This window comes from Pseudenhygromyxa sp. WMMC2535 (genome assembly GCF_011083025.2).
In genome coordinates, this window is record NZ_JABJWV010000001.1 from 5,489,321 (window position 1) to 5,507,621 (window position 18,301).

General features: G+C 67.6%; 15 protein-coding genes. 10 read left to right on the forward strand and 5 right to left on the reverse strand.

Annotated elements, in window-relative coordinates; translation table 11 throughout:
• Positions 1-129 precede the first annotated feature (129 nt).
• Both G6O69_RS21580 and G6O69_RS21585 read left to right on the forward strand, forming a co-directional pair.
• Complete coding sequence (locus G6O69_RS21580; protein ID WP_172305397.1) at positions 130-1,125, forward strand: trypsin-like serine protease; 996 nt, start codon at positions 130-132, stop codon at positions 1,123-1,125.
• On the forward strand, positions 1,103-2,623 hold the full coding sequence (locus G6O69_RS21585; protein ID WP_172305398.1) for a carotenoid oxygenase family protein: 1,521 nt from the start codon (positions 1,103-1,105) through the stop codon (positions 2,621-2,623). Before G6O69_RS21580 ends, G6O69_RS21585 begins: the two co-directional genes overlap by 23 nt.
• Positions 2,624-2,626: 3 nt before the next feature.
• Here G6O69_RS21585 and G6O69_RS21590 read toward each other — a convergent pair whose 3' ends face one another.
• Complete coding sequence (locus G6O69_RS21590; RefSeq protein ID WP_172305399.1) at positions 2,627-3,403, reverse strand: 4'-phosphopantetheinyl transferase superfamily protein; 777 nt, start codon at positions 3,401-3,403, stop codon at positions 2,627-2,629.
• Between the two features lie 44 nt (positions 3,404-3,447).
• Here G6O69_RS21590 and G6O69_RS21595 point away from each other — a divergent pair, with 44 nt between their 5' ends.
• Positions 3,448-4,590: an acyl-CoA dehydrogenase family protein gene (locus G6O69_RS21595; protein WP_172305400.1), complete on the forward strand. Its 1,143-nt coding sequence runs from the start codon at positions 3,448-3,450 to the stop codon at positions 4,588-4,590.
• A gap of 297 nt (positions 4,591-4,887) precedes the next feature.
• Positions 4,888-5,217 (forward strand): hypothetical protein, encoded by a 330-nt coding sequence (locus tag G6O69_RS21600; RefSeq protein WP_172305401.1) that lies wholly within the window; start codon positions 4,888-4,890, stop codon positions 5,215-5,217.
• Positions 5,218-5,442: 225 nt separating this feature from the next.
• Here G6O69_RS21600 and G6O69_RS21605 read toward each other — a convergent pair whose 3' ends face one another.
• On the reverse strand, positions 5,443-6,207 hold the full coding sequence (locus G6O69_RS21605; RefSeq protein ID WP_176397010.1) for a hypothetical protein: 765 nt from the start codon (positions 6,205-6,207) through the stop codon (positions 5,443-5,445).
• Positions 6,208-6,469: 262 nt separating this feature from the next.
• Between G6O69_RS21605 and G6O69_RS21610 the strand changes: the two genes are divergently transcribed.
• A complete protein-coding gene (locus G6O69_RS21610; RefSeq protein WP_172305403.1) occupies positions 6,470-7,663 on the forward strand; it encodes a D-Ala-D-Ala carboxypeptidase family metallohydrolase in 1,194 nt (397 codons plus the stop codon).
• Between the two features lie 314 nt (positions 7,664-7,977).
• Positions 7,978-8,430: a hypothetical protein gene (locus G6O69_RS21615; RefSeq protein WP_172305404.1), complete on the forward strand. Its 453-nt coding sequence runs from the start codon at positions 7,978-7,980 to the stop codon at positions 8,428-8,430.
• Between the two features lie 13 nt (positions 8,431-8,443).
• On the opposite strand, the gene apaG is transcribed toward G6O69_RS21615, so the two are convergent.
• The 3 genes from apaG to G6O69_RS21630 form a co-directional block, all read right to left on the reverse strand.
• On the reverse strand, positions 8,444-8,836 hold the full coding sequence (gene apaG / locus G6O69_RS21620; RefSeq protein ID WP_172305405.1) for a Co2+/Mg2+ efflux protein ApaG: 393 nt from the start codon (positions 8,834-8,836) through the stop codon (positions 8,444-8,446).
• Positions 8,836-9,288 carry a response regulator gene (locus G6O69_RS21625; protein WP_172305406.1) on the reverse strand — a complete coding sequence of 151 codons (453 nt, stop codon included), beginning with the start codon at positions 9,286-9,288 and terminating at the stop codon, positions 8,836-8,838. The genes apaG and G6O69_RS21625 overlap by 1 nt, the downstream gene beginning before the upstream one ends.
• 175 nt (positions 9,289-9,463) lie before the next feature.
• Entirely contained in the window at positions 9,464-10,783 is a 1,320-nt protein-coding gene (locus G6O69_RS21630; RefSeq protein ID WP_172305407.1) for a DUF4388 domain-containing protein, read from the reverse strand.
• A gap of 52 nt (positions 10,784-10,835) precedes the next feature.
• Here G6O69_RS21630 and G6O69_RS21635 point away from each other — a divergent pair, with 52 nt between their 5' ends.
• The 4 genes from G6O69_RS21635 (at position 10,836) to G6O69_RS21650 (ending at position 18,042) form a co-directional block, all read left to right on the forward strand.
• A complete protein-coding gene (locus G6O69_RS21635; RefSeq protein WP_172305408.1) occupies positions 10,836-13,631 on the forward strand; it encodes a serine/threonine-protein kinase in 2,796 nt (931 codons plus the stop codon).
• A gap of 97 nt (positions 13,632-13,728) precedes the next feature.
• Positions 13,729-14,586 (forward strand): hypothetical protein, encoded by an 858-nt coding sequence (locus G6O69_RS21640; RefSeq protein WP_172305409.1) that lies wholly within the window; start codon positions 13,729-13,731, stop codon positions 14,584-14,586.
• 177 nt (positions 14,587-14,763) lie between these two features.
• Positions 14,764-16,341 carry a hypothetical protein gene (locus G6O69_RS21645; protein WP_172305410.1) on the forward strand — a complete coding sequence of 526 codons (1,578 nt, stop codon included), beginning with the start codon at positions 14,764-14,766 and terminating at the stop codon, positions 16,339-16,341.
• 159 nt (positions 16,342-16,500) lie between these two features.
• Positions 16,501-18,042: a hypothetical protein gene (locus G6O69_RS21650; RefSeq protein WP_172305411.1), complete on the forward strand. Its 1,542-nt coding sequence runs from the start codon at positions 16,501-16,503 to the stop codon at positions 18,040-18,042.
• Positions 18,043-18,301 lie beyond the last annotated feature (259 nt).

Consider the following 18,301-nt stretch of genomic DNA (forward strand, 5'->3'; position numbering starts at 1 on the left):
GCCGCGCACACTAGCACCTGGCGCAGGGGCTTGGCGCCCATCCGAGCGACGAGGGCGCGTGGACGCGGTGGGGCAAAAAAGCCAGCCGCGGTAGTCCGCTGACGGCTCAGCGGCTATCCTCGTTCGCGCATGGCCCTCGCTCTCGCCCTCACCGCGGCCCTGTGGGCGCCGCTCTCGTCTCCTCTGGCTGCGCAGCCCCCTCTGGAGGGCGCCACAGAGGTCGAGGTGGCCCCCGACTCGCAGGCGATCTACGGCGGCGAGACCGTCGAGCCCGGCGCCTGGCCTGCGGTCGTCGCCGTGCGCACCGACAAGCTGTGCACCGGCACCTTGGTCGCGCCCAACTTGGTGCTCACGGCAGCGCACTGCTTCGACCCCGCGCCGAGCGGGAGCGTGGACATCAGCTTTGGCGACAGCATCTCCGCTCCCTCGGCGCTGATCGAGGCCGAGGCCTGGGGCAGCCACGAGGACTTTTGCCTGCCCAGCGAGTGCGGCGACGAGATCCACGACTTCGCCTGGGTGCGCCTGCCCGAGGCGGTCGAGGTCGACCCGATCGTGCCGATCACCGATCAAGACGAGTTCGACGCGGCCATGGGCGTGGGCACCGAGCTCGTGTTCGTGGGCTACGGCCAGGACGAGGACGGGATCATCGGCCAAAAGCAGCAGGTCGACGCGGCGATCACCAGCTACACCGAAAACGGCCGCGAATTTCGGGCCGGCGGTGACGGCAAGGACACCTGCTACGGCGACTCGGGCGGACCGGCGCTGGTCCAGCTCGAAGACGGGCAGTGGCGCCTGGCGGGGGTGCTCTCGCGCGGCGGCGACTGTGGCGAGGGCGGGGTCTATGGCGTGCCGCTCCCGGAGCTGTGCTGGCTGCGAGACGAGAGCGGTGTCGACTTGCTGCCGAGCGGCTGCGAGCAGTGCGACTGCGTGATCTTGTCCAACGAGCTCGACGACGAGGGCTGCGAGTGTGGCGTCGAGGGCGACGCTGGCGAGCGCTCACCCTGGCGCCTGGCCCTGGCGCCGATCTGCTTGCTCGGTGGGCTCGTGCTCCGCCGCCGGATGGCGCGAGGTGCCTCGGTGCCGCGTGCTATGACGGCGAGCGATGAACGATCGCGTCGAGGCTGAGAGCGGAAGCAAACCCGAAGCGGAGGCCAACGCAGGCGCCCCGCGCAGCCAGGACTTTCGCCGCGCCCGGGCGGCGATCCGCAGCCTAGCGAGAGAGCACGGTCCCGAGCAGCTCGAGCTCGAGGGCAGCTTGCCCGAGGGCCTGCGCGGGACCTTGTTTCGCAACGGACCGGCGGCGCTGAGCAGCTACGGCGATCGCTACGGGCACTGGTTCGACGGCGACGGGGCCGTGAGCGCGACGCGGATCGCCGATGGCCGCGTGACGGGGGCGGTGCGCTACGTCGAGACGCCGGATCGCGCGGAGGAGCGGGTCGCCAAGCGCCGGCTCTTCGCGAATTTCGGGACACCCCCTCCGAGCCTGCGCAGCCACCTGCGGGGGCTGCGGGAGGGGCGGGTCAAGCACGCGGCCAACACCAGCGTGCTGCCCTGGCGCGAGCGGCTCTTCGCTCTCCACGAGGGCTCGCCGCCCTACGAGCTCGATCCCCATAGCCTCGAGACCCTCGGCGTGCGGGACCTCGGCGGCATCGTCGGGCGAGCCTTCTCGGCGCACCCGCACCGGGTCGCGGCGCGCTCGACCACCTACGGCTACGGCCTGAGCTTCGACCGCGAGGGCCCGCGCATCGACGTGTTCGCGCTGCCCGACGACCCGCGTCAGGGCCCCGCGAGGACGCTGACTCGCGTGGCCCTGCGCAGGCCGACGATGATCCACGACTTCGTTGCCAGCGAGAGGCATCTGCTCTTCTTGATCGCGCCGGTGGTCCTGCGCCCGCTGGCCCTCGCGCTCACCGGGCGGGCCTACGTCGACGCCCTGGCCTGGCGCCCCGAGCTGGGCACGGAGATCATCGCGGTGCCGATCGACGAGCCCGCGCGGATCCGTCGCTTCAGCGTCGACCCCTGCTTCGCGTTTCACTTCGCCAACGCCTTCGAGGATGGCGAGAAGGGCGAGGACCGGCTGATCGTCGACTTCGTCCGCTACCCCGACTTCCCGAGCATCAACGAGTGGATCCTGCAGCTGACCCGGCCCGCGCCGATACGCGCGGCGATCGACGGTGAGCTGGTCCGCGGGCGCCTCGACCTGCGCCGGGAGAGCCTCGAGCTCGAGGCAGCGCTGCACCCGAGCTGCGAGTTCCCCCGGGTCGCGCCCGGCGTCGAGGGCAGCCGCTATCGCTACGCCTACCTGGGCTGTCACGCGCAGACCAGCGGCGTGCGCCCGGGGCTGCAAGATCACCTGACCAAGGTCGACCTCGACACGGGAAGGACCTGGGCGTGGGACTTTGGCGCGGAGACCTATCCCAGCGAGGCGGTCTTCGTCCCCGATCCTGCCCGCGCCGGCCGAGAAGACGGCGGCTGGCTGCTGAGCATCGTCTACGACGGGCGCCGCGATCGCTCCTGCCTGGTGGTCGTCGACGCCGAGGCGCCCGGGCGCCCACCGCTGGCCCGGGCTTGGTACGACCAGGGCCTCCCGGCCACCTTTCACGGCAATTTCGCGCCGAGCTGAGACTCAGCCCGGCGCGCTCGTGGGTCCCCAGAAGCGGCGCAGGCTCAGGGGTGCGCCATCCCAGCAGGCGGCCGCGGCGTAGCCCGGGGCCTCGCAGCGCAGGTCGAGGAGTTGCCAGCGCCGGGGGTCGTCGCCCTCTCGCTCGGTCCGCAGCACCCGCGGCGTCTCGTCGCGGCCGAAGCTGATCGAGAACTTGTTCGAGGGAAAGCTCAGCCCGGTGCCCAGGGCCTTGAGGTAGGCCTCCTTGCGCGTCCACGCGCGGTAGAAGGCCGCGGGGCGCTCGCGCTCGGGCAGGCGCAGGAAGTAGGCGACCTCGTCGGCGGCGAAGAAGGACCTGGCGATGCCGTCGAGGTCGCGGTTCTCCCGGGCGTGCTCGACGTCGACGCCGAGCTGGCGCGGCGCCTCGGACAAGACCACCGCGACCAGCCCGACGGCCTCGGAGTGGGAGAGGTTGAAGCTCAGCACCGGCGCGGGGCCGCGGGCGCCGGGCTGCTGGGCCGGGTCGAGGTCGGGCTTCTCGTGCTCGCCGTAGATGAAGCGGACCTGCTCGGGGGCGAGGCCGAGGTAGCGGCCGAGCACGCGGCGCAGCTCGGCGCGGGCGCGCAGGGACTGGGTGCGCTTGGCGGGGATGATGATGCGCTCGCCCTTGGTCAGCTCGGCCGCGGTCAACAGCGCGCGGTCGGCCTCGCTCTCGGGCTTGGCGAGGTCGAGCTCCCACACGTCGATGGTCGTGGCGCTCGGGCGCAGCTCGTTGAGCATGAGAGGGGCGGGGGGGCGCACGGCGCAACGCTAGCAGCCCTGCCCGCGGGATACACTGACTTGCGATGAAGCGCGATCTCTACGACGAACACCACGAAGTCTACCGCAAGTCCGTGCGCGAATTCCTCGAGCGCGAGGTCGTGCCCAAGCAAGCGCAGTGGATGGAGCAGGGCTGCGTCGACCGCGAGGCATGGCTCGCGGCTGGGGAGGTGGGTCTGCTGTGCCCGTGGGTGGGTGAGGACTACGGTGGGCCCGGGGGCGACTTCCTGCACTCGTGTGTGGTCATCGAGGAGCTCGCGCGGATCTACGACTCGGGCTTTGCGATCCCCCTGCACTCGGACGTGGTCGCGCCCTACATCCACAGCTTCGGCGACGAGGCCCAAAAGCAGCGCTGGCTCCCGGGCTGCGTCAGCGGCGAGCTGATCTGCGCGATCGCAATGACCGAGCCCGACACCGGCTCGGACCTCGCGGCCCTGCGGACCACGGCCAAGCGCGAAGGCGAGCACTACGTGCTCAATGGTTCGAAGACCTTCATCTCCAACGGCATGCTCTGCGACCTCTGCGTCGTCGCCGCGAAGACCGAGAACAGCACCGACCCCCACCAGAACATCTCGCTGTTCGTGGTCGAGGCGGACACGCCCGGCTTCGTGAAGGCCAAGAAGCTGGCGAAGATGGGCATGGCCGCGCAGGACACGGCGGAGCTGGCCTTCGAGGACTGCCGCGTTCCCGCGGGGAATCGCCTGGGCCCCGAGGGCGCGGGTTTCATGATGCTCATGCAAAAGCTCCAGCAAGAGCGGCTGATCGTCGCGCTGGCCTCGCAGGCGGCCGCCGAGCAGGTTCTCGCGGACAGCTTGACCTACTGCAAGGAGCGCGAGGCCTTTGGCCGGCCCATCGCCAAGTTTCAAAACACGAGCTTCAAGCTTGCGGAGTGCGCGACCGAGATCGAGGTCGGCCGGCACTTCCTCGACGCGGTGACCCAGCGCCACGTGGCGGGGGAGTACCTGGTCAAGGAGTGCTCCATGGCCAAGCTCTGGCACAGCGAAATGCTCGGCCGCGTGGTCGACCAGTGCCTGCAATTCTTTGGCGGCTACGGCTACATGCTCGAGTACCCGATCGCGCGTGCGTACGTGGACGCGCGAGTTCAGCGCATCTACGCGGGCACCAATGAGATCATGAAGGTGATCATCGCCAAGCAGATGGGTCTATAGATGAAAGTGGGGCGCTTTGCCTCGCTCGCCGACCAAGCATATGTCCCAGCTTGGGACTTGCTCGTCTTTCGATCATGCGCTGGTCGGTAGGACAGGCGCGTGTGAGAGCACCGGGCGAAAAAGCTCGATGATTTCGTGACCGATTCGGGCGCCGGAGGCACTCACTGTGGTGGGGAGACGCCCCAAGTCCGCGAGCTGAGCGCGCGTGCTCGACAGGAAGCGAAGACCGATGGACGAGGCGGTCGAGCGTGGTAGCGTGCTGGTTGGGGACTCCGCTCCCTCTGTGTACAGGTGACCATGACCGATAGTTCGGCACGCTTCAAAGTCTTGACCTGGCAGGACTTCGACGAGTTCTGGCAGGCGCTCGAGGCGTCCCACGAGGAGACGCCCTACACCTTCGACGCCTACGATGAGGAGGTCGCGCGCATCGCCTTCAAGGCGGGCCGCGAGAGCATGCGTCGGCAGATCGTTGCGATGCTCGAGCACATGATCGAGGTTCAAGGATCCGCCGCGCCGACCATCGCCTCGCGCCGTGAGGCTCAGTCCGCGGTCGCGGAGGTCGGGCGCGCAGTCTTGCGCGAGCTCGTCGACGACGTCGACGCGATCATCCGCGCCGAAGACAACTAGAGCGGCGATCAGTTTGGATTCGCACCCTCAGGCACATCTGGGCGGCCCCGTGGTCTTTGTCGCTCGGCGCTCACAGTGGGTCCACCACAGCTTCGGCCTCGCTCCTCGCCACGAGACCGCCCAGACGCACCTGAGAGCACGCCTCCAAACTGATCGCCGCTCTAGGAGCCCAGTCGAGAGGTCCGAAGGCGCGCCCGAGCGTGCGCCTCCGGACCGATCGCCGCTTTAGCGGTCGTCGCAGGTGGCGTGGGCGAGAGCGGGGAGCTGCCGACGGGCCTCGCCTCGCCACGTGCGGATGGTGAGATCGACGGCGAGCTGCCCGAGCACGAGGAGCTCGGCGAGCTCGCAGGGATCCGTCGCGGCGCTGCGCGCTGGGGTCAGAGCGTCGGCGAGCGCAAAGAGATCTCCGCTGACAGCCTCGAGCTCCGCGAGATCGATGAGCTCGCGCTCGCGCGCCTGCCCGTGGATGGCGGGGCTCCAGCGCTCGCCAGCGAGCTCGCCGATCTCCGAGCGATGCACGCGCCAGTGCGCGCCGTGGCCATCGCTTTGCGCCCAGCCTTCGATGTGGTCGGCCTGCGTCCGCGCCGAGATCGACGCGCGGCGGCCGAGCTGATCTTCGAACTCGATCTCGACGCCCTGACCGTTGGCGTCTGCGGTCGAGGTCCGCAGGTGCAGGCGACCGAGGAGGCGACCGTGGGGATCGAGGATGGCGATGGCGAGGTCGCCTTTGTCGGCGATGGCTACGCGATAACGCGCGCCCGCGGGGAACATGCGCGCAGCCTGGCTCGAAGGCTGGGCCTCGAGGGACGCGCGGTCATCGGTGACCACGCCGCTGCCACGGACCGGCACCGGCTGCGCGTCGAGCAGCTGCGCGCTCGCGTCCATGGTGGCGAGGTCGTATTGATGGGTGCTCGAGCAGGCGGCGAGCGCGAGCGAGAGCGAAAGCAAGGTTGTCGACGGCGCCAGAGCGCCGCGATGAGCAATGGACATGGTTTCCTCCGCCGGCGCCGCATCCTCGCGTCCGGCAGGTAGGTCCTCGGTCGTGCGCGGATTTGTTTGCAAGCCGGCCGCGGGTCGAGCCCGCCGGGGCGTGGGGGATGCTCGCGCTTGGGGCGAAGCGCGGCGCCGATTCGCGGTCTTGGTGGCCTCACCTCGAGGTGGGGGCCGGCGGAGACGCGCGAGGACGGGCCGCACGCCACTCATCCCGCGTTGGGGTCTTGTCCCCAGCGCCAGGTCGGCGGACTATCGCTGCATGGCTATTCGACGACTTCGAGCGCTGGCGATCCTCGGCGCTGGCTTGGGCCTGAGCTGGGGGTGCAGCGTGGGGACGGGCGCCGAGGACGGGGAGATCGTCTGTGACTACGGCGACGGCCTGATGTGCACCTGCGCGGACGGGAGCGAGAGCGTGCGTTGGTGCAGCCTCGATGGCTCGGGCTACGGCCCCTGCGAGTGTGGAGAGGGCGGCGAGGGCTTCGCCGACGAGGTCGGTACGGAGGCCGGAGACGAAGACGGCTCGACGGACGAGGGGACGAGCGGAGGCGAGGAGACGAGCGGGAGCGAGGGCTCGACGGACGAGGGGACGAGCGAGGGCGAGAGCGAGGGCGGCGAGGGCAGCGAGGACTCGACCGGCGAGAGCTCGACCGGCGGAGAGGACACGACGACGGGCGGCGAGGAATTCGACGCGGCCTGCTTCCCAGGGCCCAACGAGGACGGCGGCGTGTGCTTGCCCCTGGTGGCGCCCAGCCCCACGCCGGATTGCTACGCGTACCCCGGCTTGTACATGGGTAATGTCAACTATCGAGCCCCGGTCCGCTATATCGACCTCGAGGCCGTCGATCCCTCGACGCAGGTCGCCCCGAACTTCACCCTCGACGAGCTCGCCCAGTCCTACAAGGGGCGCTACGCCGTGGTTCAGCCCCACGCCGTCGAGCGCATCCAGGACCTGCGCGATCTGGTCGGCCCAATCGTCGTCAACTCGGGCTACCGGCCGCCCTGCTACAACGAGATGATCGGCGGCGCGACCTGGTCTCGGCACCAGTACGGCGACGGCTTCGACCTCGATCCGGTCAACGTCGGCCTGTCCACCCTCGAGGCGGCGTGCAGCGACAACGCGGGCTTCTTGGTGGAGTACGAGACCCACGTGCACTGCGACTGGCGGGGGGTCGACGTCGACCCGGCCTTCTTCGGCTACCCGGACGCGCAGACACCCCTGGACGTGGCGTCGGCGATGCACGCGAGCTTGAGCTTCGACGCCGGCGAGGGTCGGTGGCGTGCGCCCAGCGTGGGCTTCGAGGAGGGGGAGCCGCTGCGTCGCTGGAGCGCCTGGGACGGGCAGGGGGCCCTGATCGCCGAGGGCCGCGGGCGGAGCTTCGAGGCGCCGGAGGGGACGGCGCGCGTGGAGGTCATCGTCGGCGCGCAGCTGCATCTCGAGGTCGAGCTGCCGTGAGCGAGGGCCCCGGTGTGCGATGCAAGGACGCTGTGATATGAACCGTCATTCATTGTGAGCTGGGTTTCGGGATGAACTCGCGATAAACGTTGGCGAGCAGCCGATGACTCGATGTCGTTGACTCATGGAGCTCATCTCTATATTTTTATCGAGCGAGTGCTCCTGGCTATGCCCCGGTCCGGGTGAGATTCGCTCAGTGCGCCGTTCGTCAGCTCGGAGGTCGGCCCCGACCTCTAGGCGATTCCCGGGATCGATCCTGTCGCTCACGCGACGACAAGATCGCCAACTTGGGTTCCCCTCCACGAGCACCGACGATGCCGCAACTCAATCACATCGAAACCATCCTCGACGGAGCCAGGCGCCAGGCGCTGGTCTCCGTGATCCGTTCTCGCCCCGAGCTGACGCTGGACAAGCTCCAGGACTGCTTTCGCGGCCCACACGGACCTACGCTGCGCTCCATCACCGTGGGAGAGCTGCTCCAAGCCACCGGGGAGCTCGCGCTGCCCAAGGACGGTGGCCCTCCCATCGATCCCGTCGCGCTCGAGGAGGCCAAACGCCTCAAGGGCGAGGCCTTCGACAGGCGGGTGCTCGAGGCCATCCTCGGCGCGCATGGAGAGGTCTCTGCCAGCTACCTGCGCGCGCGGGTGGGTGGCCCGCGCTGGAAGCTCCAGGCTTCCTTGCGTCGCCTCGTCGACGACGGGCATATCTCGCGTCGCGGGGTGACGAGCTCTACACGCTACGAGTCCACCGACGCGCTGGATAGCTGAGGCGGCAAAACGATCAATTTACCGCGTTGGGCAGATTCAGCGAGAAGGGGGCGATCTTCGCGTCGAAGGTCTCTCCCTCATCGGTGATCATCTGATAGCTGCCGTGCATCGTCCCAAAGGGCGTCGGCAGGGGGCACGCGGAGGTGTATTGGAAGCGGGCGCCGGGCTGGAGTACCGGCTGCTCGCCCACGACGCCGGGGCCGCGGACCTCCTCGGTGTTGCCGTTGCTGTCGGTGATGATCCAGTGCCGACTCAGCAATTTGACGGTCTCGTCACCACAATTCTCGATGCCCACTTGATAGGCGAAGAACCACAGCCCGTCTCGTGGCTGGGAGCGCTCGGGGACGTAGTAGGCCTGAACGCGTACGACGATACCGCGGCTGGTGGTCTCGGAGATCTCCGGCATCACAACTCGTTTGGCCAGTTGCCATCGAATTCGGGCACCTCGTTGCGGAGGAGCCGAGCGCTGCGTTCGCGAAAGTAACCCTCTTCGAAGGGCTTGACGACGAAGGCCGCGGCGCCGTTGCGCAGGGCCCAGTAGCGGTCGACCTCGGCGCTCATCGAGGTGACGAACATGACCGCGGGGGCCTCGGCGTCGAAGCGCTCGCGGGCTCGGCGGAGCAGCTGCATACCGTTGAGACCCTCGAGCAGGATCTCGCAGACCAGGAGATCGGGGCGCGCCGACTCGAGCATCGCCCACGCCGTGTCGCCGTCCTTGGCCTCGATGATACCGAGGTGGTGCTCGGAGCCCTCGCCCTCGTCGCCGGCGGCCTCGCGGAGCAGCTGGATGACGCGCTCACGGCTCTCGCGATCGGGATCGACGACGAGCACCTGCTTCCAGCTGTCGGTCTGCGCCATGTCTGTCAGGCTCCTAGGAGCCCGTGGTGGAACCCAGCGCGGCTCCTGGCGCCGGGGTTTTCGTCGAGAGCGAGAAGCCAAAACGCCGCTGTACCGGGCGTACCGCGAGTTTTGGCGACAACGCCATCGGCGGAAGGACCAAGCGAGGTGTCGTGTTGGGTTTCACCACGGGCTCCTAGACCGTTACGGGGGTGATGCGTCGGCGGACGACGTTGGACTTGCTGAGCCGGTAGACCACGCGCGCGACGGCGAAGGTGCCGGTGCGGGTGCGGCGGGCGATCTCCTTGACGGAGTTGCGGCCGTTGATCAGCTCGAGGACGTCGAGCTCGTCGCGGGCGAGGATCTCCCGGGCCATGCGGCTGACCTTGGCGTCGTCGCGGACGTAGACGTCGTCGAGCTCGGGCATGTGCGGGCCCATGAGCGCGGCCTCGTCGAGGCGGCGCAGGCCGTCGAGCAGGGCCTCGGACACCGCGAGCTCGATCTTGCCTTCCTCTGCGCCGCTCGCGGCGACGGCGTCGAGCTGCTCGAGGGGACAAAAACCCGCCACGCCGATGCGGAAGGTGAGCAGGTGGCAGGTGATCTCGCGGGCCTGGGCGATGATCACCGAGGCCAGCTCGGTCGGCGTGATGAAGCCGGCGTCGACGAGGCGCTGGCCCAGCGGTCGGCGGGCGGGGTCGCGGCTGCTCAAGAAGTCCTCGAGCTCGTCGTCACGCATGAACCCGCCCTCGACCACGAAGCGGCCGAGCTTGAGGTCCTCGTCGTCGCTGAAGTACTCCGCGAGACGGATGCGGCCGCGCTCGAGGTGGAGCTTGGCCTCGCGCTCGTTGGACTTCAGCGAGAGCACGCCCGTCACCGAGTCGTCGCTGAGCATCTCGAGCACCGACTCGAGCCGGGTGGTTGCGAGATCGACCTGTAGGCTCTGCGCGCCAGGTGGGCTGGGCAGCTCCTCGCTGCCCTCGAGATCGTGGAGCAGCGCGGACAGGGCCTGCTCGTTGGCCGCGACGCCAGGCAAGTGCTTGGCGAGCAGGCGCTGGAGCTGGACCTTGCGCTGATCTGGGGCGGCGGCCATGTCCGTGGGCAGCCGGCCGGTGTCGACGGAGGCGATCGTCTCGCCGACCACCTTGAGCAAGGCTGGGCTCGAGAACGGACGCCTGACGGTGGGGAGGCCCGCGGCCGCGGGGATCGGGTTGGGGTTGCGCCGGCTCACGATGAGGATGCCGGGGATGTCGGAGGCTCCGGGGAGGCGCACGAGCTCTCGCAGGACGCCAGAACTGACCGCTGGATCAGTAGAGGCGTCGAGGAGCAGCGCGACGATCGAGTTGTCCCCACCCGCGCCGTGACGCTTGAACATGGTCACTGCTTCGCGCTGGCCGGCGGCGTTGTAGACTTCGTAGCCGGCCAGCCGCAAGCTGGCCGTCGCCAGCTTGGCCGTGGTGGGGTTGGGGTCGTAGTAGAGGATCCCCGGGGCCTTGCGCGCTTTGGGCGTGTCGGGCATGGAGCCGGCAAAGTCTACTCGGAATCGGCCTCTCCGTGGTAGCGTCCCCGCCATGGTCATGGGCGCGCTCGAGCGGCTGGACCCACCGCGGGTTCTTGGCGACCTCACGCTGCTGGCGACCCTCGGGGAGGGCGGCATGGCTACGGTCCACCTGGCGGGGATCGGCACTGGACCCCTGGCGCGCATGTGCGCCGTCAAGCTCCTGCGCCCGAACCTGCCGGATCACGACTACCGGACCCGGTTTCTCGACGAAGCCCGGCTCGTGGTGCGCCTGCACCACAACAACATCGTCGACGTTCGCGCCGCGGGGGAGATCGACGGCCAGCTCTACATCGCCATGGAAGCGATCGAAGGCCGGGACCTCGCCGACGTGTGGGATCGCTGCGCCGAGGTCGGGCGCGCCTTCCCCGTCCCCCTGGCGGTCTACGTCTGCCGGGAGGTCCTGCGCGGTCTGCACTACGCCCACACCTTCCCCGGCCTGGGCCTGGTCCACCGCGACGTCTCGCCCTCCAATGTGCTGATCGATTGGGCAGGGGCCGTTCGTCTGGCGGACTTCGGCCTGGCGACCTCGAGCCTCAAGGCCAGCCTCACGCTCCCGGGTGTCGTGTTCGGCAAGGTCGGCTACATGAGCCCGGAGCAGGCTCGCCACGAGCCCCTCGACGGCCGGGCCGACGTCTACGCCGTCTCGGTGATCCTCTGGGAGCTGCTGACCGGTCGCCCGCTGCGCTCGCCCGAGGGCATGAGCACGGACACGGTCGCCCGCTTCGACGCCCCGGCTCCGAGCTCGCGCAGCCGCCGGGTGGACAACGAGCTCGACGCGATCGTCTCCAAGGGCCTCTACCGCGACCGTGACGAGCGCTGGGACAACGCCCGGGCGATGATGATGGCGCTCAACCAGTGGCTCGCCGACCACTCGCCCGAGATGGGCCAGGAGAAGGTCGCCGAGTTCATGCGCAAGCTCTTTGGCAACGCGCGCGAGGTCGAGGCGGCCATGCGCTCGGAGCTCCTGCGCGAGCTGACCAACAGGCGCGTGGCCTCCGGCACGCAGATCCTCGAGCAAAGTGGCGCCCTGGATGGCGCCGCGGCCAGCCAAAGCGGTGCCAAGAGCGGGGGCCGGCCGGCGGCGGGAGACGCTCCGGACGCCGCGGCGGAGGCCGGCGGCAGCCAGGGCAGCCGGGGCGCGGCCGAAGGTGGCGAAGGCGAGGACGGAGACGACGAGGAGGAAGAGGAGCGACAGTCACGGTCGCTGGCTCGCGCCGGCCACCCCTCGCCAGGCCTCGACGCGGCCGAGCTGATCGAGTCGGGCACGGTGATCGCCGATCGCTACCGCATCCTCTCGCGCCTCGGTCGCGGCGGCATGGGCTACGTCTACCTCGGCGAGCACGTGACCGTGGGTCGCTCGGTGGCGATCAAGGTGCTGACCCACGACTGGAGCCGGACCAAGGCCGTCGCGCAGCGCTTCCGCGCCGAGTCGCGGGCAGCCAGCGCGGCCGGCCACCCGAACATCGTCGAGGTCTTCGACGCCGGCGAGCTGTCCGACGGTCGCCTCTACCTGGTCATGGAGTTCCTGACCGGGCGCAACCTCTATGAAGAGGTGCAGGCCAACGGCCCCATGCCGGTGCCCCGCGCTTGCCACGTCATGCGGGACGTCGCCCGGGCGATCCGGGCCGCGCACGAGGTTGGGATCATCCACCGCGACCTCAAGCCCGACAACGTCATGCTCGTCGAGCGCGGCCGGGACGAGGGCGAGCTGGTCAAGGTCCTCGACTTCGGGATCTCGGCCTCCGCGAACCGATCCGAGCGGCTGACGAACGTCGGCCAGGCCCTGGGGACGCCGGAGTACATGGCGCCCGAGCAGGCCAAGGGGCGCGAGGTCGACGAGCGCTTCGACATCTACGCCATGGGCATCATGTTCTACGAGCTGTTGACCGGGGACCCGCCCTGGCACGGCACCAACGTGCTCGAGATCATCGCCCTCAAGACCACCGAGGAGGCGCCCTCGGTCGGCAAGCGCCGCGAAGACAACGAGCTCCCGCCGCTGCCCGAGGACCTCATCGAGCTGATCGACGACTGCATCGCCCTCGAGCCGGACCGCCGCCCGCGGACCGCCCAGATCTTCCTGGCCCGTCTCGAAGATGTGCTCCGCGGCCTGCCGCGGACTCAGACCGGGGCGACCTCGATCCTCTTCGAGGCCTCGCTCACCGAGGGGAAGATCCCGCAGAACGTGCGTGGTCGGCTGCCGATCAACCGCTTGCCCCAGGGCGCCCCAGTGACGCAGGAGCGCCGCCCGCTGATCTATCTGATCGTGGGGGCGATCATCGTGCTCTTGGTCGCGGGGCTGGTCATCAGCTCCATCGAGGACCGCGGCGGCGACGAGGTAGCCGAGGGGGGCGCAGCCGAGTTGGGTGCGGAGGATTCCGCGGAGGGCTCCGAGGCCGAGGGGGATCCACCGGGGACGACAGGGGGCGCTATCCCCGCTTCGCTGGAGACAGACTCCACGGGTCTGGGTACGGACACGGGGTCCGATACCGGGACCGAGACCGACACGGGGACGGGTACGGACACCGACACGGACACCGGGGAGGATGTCGTACCCGCCCACGCCACCTTCACCTGCAAGCGGATGCGGGAAGACGCAGAGAAGGCTGCCCAAGCCTTCCAGTGGAATCAGGTCCTGACCCTGACCAAGAAGCGCGCGTGTTGGCGCAGCCGCAACGACCGGGCGAAGCTGCGCGTGCAGGCGCTGATGGAGCTCGAGCGTTGGTCCCAGTGCGTCAACGAGGGCAGGAACCTGTCCGACAAGAAGGTCAAGGCCTGGGTCACGATCTGCGAGAAGCGAAACAGGTAGACCTGCACGCCTGGCCATGTGGTTCACGCACTTGCCGAGCGGGGGGATCCGGTGTTTCCTGGCCTCTGCCGTGCGAGCTCCCCTCGACCGACCCAAGGTGACGCGTCAAGGCGTCGCAATCCTCTGTGCGACCTCTCTCTTCGTCGGGCTGTTCGGCGCGCCGGCGCTGCTCAGAGCGGCCGAGCCTCCGGCGCCGACTTTGGTGGTGTTCGAGGCGCTGGCCGAAGCGAGCCCCAAGCGCGCAGGTCTGCGCGTGGACGTCGACGAGCTTGGCTCCGACGGTGCCTCGATCGCCACGAAGATCGAGGAGGACGCCAAGGTGGCCTTCGACGCCGAGGGCCTCAAAGAGCCGATCGACGAGCTCGATCCGGTGATCGTCGTGGCGATCGAGCGTCTCGATGATCCCGAGAACCCCGGCTACGTCGTGGGCTTCTCGATCGAGCAGGACGACGAGATCGTCGCAGGCAGCGCGCGGCAGTCCGACTGCAAGCTGTGCACGCGCACCGAGCTGGTCGAGTTGGTTCAAAAGGTGCTCGACGATCTCCTCGAGCTCGCCGCCGAGTCGCAGGCCGATCGCACGCCCGCAGGCGACGGCGGCGCAGAGGCGGGAGCCGAAGCTGGCGGAGACGGAGCCGAGGGCGATGGCGGTCGAGAGGGCGGCGAGGAAGTCGAGGCGATCGGGCCGCTGGGCTTCGCGGGCATCGGCGTGGGCGTGATCGGCCTCGCGGGCGTCGGCGCCGGCGCGGGTTTGTTGGTCAAGGGGATCGAGGAGATCCCCGAGCGTCCGATCGACTCGCGGGACTATCGGCCCGGTGGCTACGCCGCCTTGGCGGTAGGGGGCGCCGCGCTAGTCGCGGGCGTCGTCATGATCGCCATCGACGTAAGTAAACGCAAAAAGGCACGCTCGCGCGAGAGCGCGCGCGTCCGCTGGGACGGCCTCGGCGTCTCCTTTTGAGCCATGAAGAACAGCCCGTGGTGATGTCGACCACGAGCTGCCTTCTCAGCCGCTGCGAGCCGTCGACCCCCGACCTCGCAGTAGGCCCGATATGGCGCGGGCGTCGTCCTGCGACTTCGAAGTCCTGCGACAAACTCGAGACTTCAGACTGGTGGCCAACGAGGATCCCCATCTGACTTGACGCACATCGACGAGCGCGCCCACACTCGAGAGGTGAACACGCGCCATCTTCTTATCTTGGGCCTCGGCTTTGGCTTGGGCTTCGTGCTCCCGGGGACAATTTCGTGTGTGGTCCCCACCCCAGACCACTGCGCCAACGGCTTCGGCGGCGACGGGTCCGTGGGAGACGAAGGTTGCCGAGCGAAGCACGGTTGGGAGGTGGGTTACTGCACGGACGGGACGTGCAGCGGAGAGCTGGAGGTGCTGTCGGATGGATGCACCGAGACGGCGCCGCCGTTGGACTGCTGGCTGTGCGAAGGACGGGACGGGGGAGAGTGTGAAGAGGTAGCGGAGACGAGCGGAGAGACGACGTCGGGGACGGAGGAGACGACGGATGGGATGGAGACGACGGATGGGATGGAGACGTCGGGGACGGAGACGACGGGGGGAGAGTGTGAGGAGAGCGCAGACTGTGGAGGGGCGACGCCGCTGTGCGAGGCAGGGTCTTGCGTGGGGTGTGGGGAAGGAGAGAGCGTGAGCTGCAGCTCGGAGTACCCCGAGACGCCGGCGTGCGAGGAGGGAAGCGGAGAGTGTGTGGTGTGCACGGAGGAAGACGTGAGCGCGTGCACGGCGGAGGCGCCGGTGTGCGATGGAGGGGTTTGTGTGGCGTGTACGGAGCACTCGCAGTGTGCAAGTGGGGCGTGTGAGCTGGACAGTGGGGAGTGTTTTGAAGGGGAGGCGGTGTATGTGGATGGGGACAATGGTGGGTGTAGTGATAGTAGCTGGGGGACGGAGGATGTGCCGTTTTGTACGATTGGGGCGGCGGTTGAGGATGTGGGGGAGTATGGGGTGATTGTGCTGCATGAGATGACGGACGGGGGGTATGAGGAATCTTTTGAATTCGCGGGCGGGAGTGTCAGTGTGGCAATTGTAGGTGCGGTTGGAGAAGAGCCTGTGTGGGAGAATGAGGGAGTGTTTCCGTCTCTGCGTGTAAGCCTGGGGGCAAAAGTATTTGTTGATGGTGTGAAGTTCTTGGATTCGTCGAGTTCTGCGATATCGATTTCGAATGCGGGTTCGTCCGTGTATGCGACGCACATATGGGCGGCGAAGAGTGATGATGTTCCTATTGTTGTCGAAAATGGGTACCTATATGTTCGTGATTCGTTTGTTAGTGGAGGAGAGGGGACGCTGGATGCTGTGAGTGTCGGGTTGGCGACGTTTGATATTTTGTACTCGACGATAGGTGCAGGTTTTGGAGGTTCTGCAAATGGTATTTCTTGTGGGAGCGGAGGGGACGGGTCGAGTGTGAAAAAGACGTTTATTGTAAACTTGGGCGCTGCTCCAGAGATAGACTGTGAAGGAGCTTCTATGGAAGAGGTATTCCTGGAGGCAGATGCGTCCGAGCCATTCGGAGAGGACTCGAACTGGTTCACGGACTTCACCAACGGCGACCTCCACCTCACCGCCAACGCGCCGGCTGAGCTAGCAACCTTCGCGACGTGGGCAGAAGGCGATCCGAAGACAGACATCGACGGGGAGCCGCGGAACGCGGTGGTGGGCGAAGCGGGCTACGTAGGCGCAGACGTCCCGAACTGAGGTAGAGCCTGAAGCCGCAGGCGGGTTCTCCTGAGGCCCCGCCTGTACCCGGCAAGGGTGCCAGGCTGGGGCGGGCATCCTTGTCGACGAAGGCACGAGGCAGCAAAGACGGGCAGGTACGGCTTGACGACGCCCGAGGCTGGCGCAGACACTCGAGGCATGAAGACGCGCAAGCTTTTCACCCTGAGCCTTGGCTTCGCCTTGGGAGCAGCGCTCCCTGGAACGCTTTCATGCAGAGCGCCAGCGGAGGTGGACTGCTCGAATGGCTTCGACGGGGAGGAGCCAGCGGGAGACGAAGGTTGCCGAGCGAAGCACGGTTGGGAGGTGGGTTACTGCACGGACGGGACGTGCAGCGGAGAGCTGGAGGTGCTGTCGGATGGATGCACCGAGACGGCGCCGCCGTTGGACTGCTGGCTGTGCGAAGGACGGGAGGGGGGAGAGTGTGAAGAGGTAGCGGAGACGAGCGGAGAGACGACGGAGGGGACGGAGGAGACGACGGATGGGATGGAGACGACGGAGGGGATGGAGACGTCGGGGACGGAGACGACGGGAGGAGAGTGTGAGGAGAGCGCAGACTGTGGAGGGGCGACGCCGCTGTGCGAGGCAGGGTCTTGCGTGGGGTGTGGGGAAGGAGAGAGCGTGAGCTGCAGCTCGGAGTACCCCGAGACGCCGGCGTGCGAGGAGGGAAGCGGAGAGTGTGTGGTGTGCACGGAGGAAGACGTGAGCGCGTGCACGGCGGAGGCGCCGGTGTGCGATGGAGGGGTTTGTGTGGCGTGTACGGAGCACTCGCAGTGTGCAAGTGGGGCGTGTGAGCTGGACAGTGGGGAGTGTTTTGAAGGGGAGGCGGTGCATGTGGATGGGGATAATGGTGGGTGTAGTGATAGTAGTTGGGGGACGGAGGAGGTGCCGTTTTGTACGATTGGGGCGGCGGTTGAGGATGTGGGGGAGTATGGGGGGATTGTGCTGCATGAGATGACGGGGGCGTCTTATGAGGAGTCTGCTGATATTGTAGGTGGCGAGGGCATTGCTTTTGTGGGGGCGGTTGGAGAAGAACCTGTGTGGGAGAATGAAGGTGTGCTTCCATCGCTGCAGGCGAGGTTTGGGGCAAAGGTATTTGTTGATGGTGTGAAGTTCTTGGATTCGTCGAGTTCCGCGATATCGATTTCGAATGCGGGTTCGTCCGTGTATGCGACGCACATATGGGCGGCGAAGAGTGATGGTGTTCCCATCTCTGTTGTCGATAATGGGTACCTATATGTTCGGGACTCTTTTGTGAGTGCAGGGGAGGGGACGTTGGATGCCGTGAGTGTAACGGCAGGTACATTCGACATTGCATACTCGACGATAGGTGCAGGTTTGGGAGGCTCTGCAAGTGGTGTATATTGTCAAAATGGAGGGGACGGGTCGAGTGTGAAAAAGACGTTTATTGTAAACTTGGGCGCTGCTCCAGAGATGGACTGTGAAGGAGCTTCTATGGAAGAGGTATTCCTGGAGGCAGACGCGTCCGAGCCTTTCGGAGAGGACTCGAACTGGTTCACGGACTTCACCAACGGCGACCTCCACCTCACGGCCAACGCGCCGGCTGAGCTAGCAACCTTCGCGACGTGGGCAGAAGGCGACCCGAAGACAGACATCGACGGAGAGCCGCGGAACGCGGTGGAGGGCGAAGCGGGCTACGTAGGGGCGGACGTCCCGAACTGAGGTAGAGCCTGAAGCCGCAGGCGGGTTCTCCTGAGGCCCCGCCTGTACCCGGCAAGGGTGCCAGGCTGGGGCGGGCATCCTTGTCGACGAAGGCACGAGGCAGCAAAGACGGGCAGGTACGGCTTGACGGAGGCCGAGCCTGGAGCGGACACTCGAGGCATGAAGACGCGCAAGCTTTTCACCCTGAGCTTTGGCTTCGCCTTGGGAGCAGCGCTGTCCGGAACGCTTTCATGCAGAGCGCCAGCGGAGGTGTGATCGA